The sequence below is a fragment of the Chitinophaga sp. genome (assembly GCF_035564935.1).
In the GTDB taxonomy this organism is placed as follows: Bacteria; Bacteroidota; Bacteroidia; order Chitinophagales; family Chitinophagaceae; genus Chitinophaga.
Window position 1 is genome coordinate 1 of sequence record NZ_DATMTE010000151.1, and the last position, 4,377, is coordinate 4,377.

The window sequence follows — 4,377 nt, forward strand, 5'->3', positions numbered from 1 at the left end:
ATGGACCTGTGCTCGACAACATTCCCCCCGTTTCCGTAAAAGCAGCACATCTGCCGCTTACAAAATTTCTTGATCTTCTTTTCAAAGATCTTCCGGTAGATTACCTGATCAGAAGTAAAACAATTATTTTATTCAGTAAAAAACAGCAGCTGCCTGGTAGTACGCAGCCTCCGGCTGTTGTAACCGGAATTGTTACGGATAAGGACGGGCAGCCGCTACCGGGGGCCAACATCAGTGTTAAAGGCAAAAATGTTTTTGTGCGTACCGACGCTGCCGGCCATTTTTCAGTGATGGCGGAAGAGGGAGATCTGCTACAGGTGACCTGTATCAATCAAACCACCACCGAGGTAAGAGTACGGTCAACCGGCGGCGAAGGCCTAAAGATCGTATTACAACCACTGGTCATGAGCCTGAATGAAACAGTGGTGAACGGGATCTATAAACGGCCTGTGGAGAATTATACCGGCGAGGCGAAAACCTATACCGTTGACCAGTTGCGTACGGTAAATAATACGAGTATCATAGGCGCGCTGCGTGCACTCGATGCTTCCTTCCAGGTGCCTTCAGATATAAATTCAGGATCAGATCCCAATCACCTGCCACAGATCCAGATACGCGGCGCCAACAGCATCGCCAATACGAACCTCACCAACCAGTATGGATACATCAGTAATCCGCCGTTATTTATCCTGGATGGTTTTGAAGTGCCGCTGCAAAAGATCTATGACCTGGATATGAACCGGGTAAGTAAGGTCACTATCCTGAAAGATGCTGCGGCTACCTCCATCTATGGCTCTAAAGCATCCAACGGTGTATTGGTGATAGAAACATTACAGCCAAGGAAAGGGAAGCTTCGCCTGAGTTATAATAACAATCTTTCCCTGAGCAGCCCCGATCTTACCAGTTATCACCTGCTGGATGCAGCGCAGAAGCTACAACTGGAGCAGGTGGCGGGCGTTTATAATATTACTTCCAGCCTGCCGCTGTCAGCAAAAGAAGCGCTGGACGAGGTGTATAACAACCGGCTGGCTGAAGTGAGAAGAGGCGTGAATACCTACTGGTTATCGCAGCCACTGAAAACGGCTTTCGCCCAGAAACACAGTGTTTACCTGGATGGGGGAGATGATTATATGCGTTATGGAATGGACCTGTCCTATGCCAATACACCCGGCGTTATGAAAGGATCTAAAAGAGATAACCTGTCTGGTGGCGTTTCACTGATGTACCACAAAGGTGCGCTGCAGTTTACCAATTATCTTTCTGTTACCAGCAATAAAGCCGTGAACTCCCCTTATGGTGATTTCTCAAAATACGCAAAGGTAAATCCCTATTTCCGGCCGGCAGACCCGGTAAGCGGCGAGGTATTGAAAGTGCTGCAGTATAACAATGACCAGATAGGGATGTATGATATGATCTATAACCCTATGTATGATGCGTCGCTGAAAACAAAGAACAGTACAGGTTATCTGAATGTAACGGATAACTTCCAGGCCGACTGGAACATTCTTCCGGACCTGAAGCTGAGCACACGTTTTAGCATGTATAACCAACGGAATACCGGGGATGTGTTCCTGCCTGCAGATGCAATAGAATTTGCGGGCATGCCCGACAGTCTTTTTTCCAGCCGTGGCTACTACCAGCAAACAAGTGGTTTGTCGTCCAGTTACCAGGGAGATGTATTCCTTAACTATGGCAGCAACTTTGGTAAACATACTTTTTTCTCCACGGCAGGATACCACATCCAGCAGGATAGATCCAATTCCAATACCGTAGTGGTACAGGGGTTTCCAAATGGCGATATGGACAATATACTCTTCGGTTTACAATATCCTGTTAACGGGAAGCCCACCGGCACAGAAAGCATACAGCGGCTCATCAGCTATTACGCTAACGTAAGTTATGCCTATGATTACAGGTACCTGCTTGATTTATCTTTCCGTGAAGACGGTTCCTCGCTCTTCGGGTCTGATAAACATTATGCACCTTTCTGGTCGGTAGGGATAGGCTGGAATGTACATAAAGAGCAATTCCTGCACATCCCGGCAATGATCAATAAATTGAAGTTGCGTGCTTCCATAGGCTCCACCGGCTCCCAGAACTTTCCACCTTTTGCGGCGGCGCAAACCTATCAATACTTAACATCCTCCCGCTACCTCGATCATATTGGCGCGGCTATGCTGAGCCTGGGTAACAACAACCTGAAATGGCAGCAAACGAACAAGCTGAATATCGGTACAGACATTGAATTGTTTAAAGGCCGCATACAGGGCACCTTCAACTATTATGCAGAACGCACCAATGATCTTTTCACGGCAATTAATACTACGCCCTCCAGCGGGTTTACCAGCTTTTTTGCCAACCTTGGTACGGTACAGAATAAAGGAATAGAAGTGTATCTCACTGCATTTGCCATTAAAAAAGAAAAGGAAAATATCTTCCTGAGCTTTTATGGAAACGTGCTGCATAATCAGAATAAACTGCTGAAGATCTCCGACGCGTTAAAAGCGCAAAACGAACAGGCGGTAGGTGAACAAACAAAAGCCAGTAACCCTGTTACCGCCCCCGTGCTCCAATACAAAGAAGGGCAGAGTGTGAGCACTATTTATGCGGTGCGCTCCCTCGGCATAGATCCAAGCACAGGTAATGAAGTGTTCCTGACAGCCGATGGCCACCAAACTTATCGCTGGAGCCCACTTGATGAAGTGCCTGTAGGTGATAATCAACCCAAAGTGACCGGGAACTTCGGCTCCAATTTTATGTACAAAGGCTTTAGCATAAATGTTTCCATGCATACCGAACTGGGAGGCCAAATGTATAACAACACACTGGCCGACCGGGTAGAGAATGCCGATCCCGTATACAATGTGGATGAGCGGGTGCTAACAGACCGCTGGCAAAAGCCCGGCGATATAGCCCGTTTTAAAGGACTCACCAACCTGAACGGAAATACCCGCACCGATATCACCAAAGCCACTTCCCGGTTCATACAGGATAACAATACCCTGTATTGCGACGCCATCACACTGGGATACCTGTTCCCGCACCGCCTTATCGACAAATGGAAGATGAGCAGGCTGCAGTGCTACCTGTATATCAATAATCCTTTTGTGGTTTCTACCATCCGGCAGGAAAGAGGACTTATTTATCCTTTTGCCCGCAACTATTCATTCTCCATGCAACTGGGTTTTTAAATGTTAAAATGTTTGTATGAAAAAGACGCATATTTTAATAGTATTCTTAAGTATCCTGTTCATCGCTTCCGGCTGTAACAAATGGCTGGATGCCAGGCCCGAAACCCTGGTGGCGCCGGATAAACTGTTTTCTACGGAGAAAGGTTATGAAGACGCCATGTATGGGGTGTACACAACTATGGCAGGCTTTTCCCTGTACGGAGATCAGCTCACCATGAGTTTTCTTGATGTGCTTGCCCAGCAATATAATTGCCAGGGTAACCCCGGCCACCAATTTTACCAGGCGGCCCTGTATAATTACCAGGATGCCGCTGTAAAATCAGGTATCGACAATGTATGGGATTCCATGTACTATGCCATTACCAACGTGAATAATATCCTGCTGCATATCGATGCCAATAAGAACATCTTCCGGCCGGGGAATTATCAGCTCATAAAAGGGGAGGCAATCGGTTTACGGGCTTTCATGCATTTTGACCTGTTACGGTTATTTGGTGCCTCTTACCTGAGCGGCCCTTCCAGGCCGGCTATTCCCTATGTAACAACTGTTTCCGGTAACGTATCGCCCTTACTCACCGTAAACCAGGCGCTGGATACGGTGATCAGTGAACTAACCCTGGCTGCTTCGCTGCTGGCAGATTATAAAACAGTTAGCTATGATTATTATAATGCCAGCAACCAGCAGCAGAACGATTGGCTTAACCACCGCCAGAACCATTTTAACTACTGGGCCGCAGAAGCCACGCTGGCAAGGGCCTACCTGTATAAAGGCGATAAGGCGCATGCGTTGCAGTATGCTGTGAACGTGATCAACGCCGGGATGTTTGATTTCCAGACGCCGGAGCGCATTACGAATTACCAGGACAATACCTTTATTCCCGAACAGGTATTTGCACTCAGCAAGTTTAATCTCCGGTCAAAAGCAGATCAGTACTTTAAATCCAGTGGCGGAACAGTGAACGTTGGGGTGAACCAGCAGCTTACGAATACCTATGGAAATGGCGGTGTGGTAGACCAGATCTATGAGATCAGCTCCGGCGGCGTTAGTGATATCCGTTACGCCCGTCTCTGGAACCTGAGCGGTACCGTCTATTTCTGTTCCAGGTTCTGGCAGGATGCCGGTAATCCTATCTATAATAACCTTGTGCCGCTGATCCGTTTACCGGAGATGTATTATATCGCTGCG

At 47.5% G+C, this 4,377-nt stretch carries 2 protein-coding genes; both read left to right on the top strand.

The annotated features are described in order from the left end of the window. Positions 1 to 3,191 (top strand): SusC/RagA family TonB-linked outer membrane protein (locus VN105_RS04070; protein ID WP_325638191.1); only part of this gene is annotated, 3,191 nt, incomplete at its 5' end. A gap of 16 nt (positions 3,192 to 3,207) precedes the next feature. Continuing rightward, a partial coding sequence (locus VN105_RS04075) for a RagB/SusD family nutrient uptake outer membrane protein (protein ID WP_325638193.1) occupies positions 3,208 to 4,377 on the top strand: 1,170 nt, incomplete at its 3' end.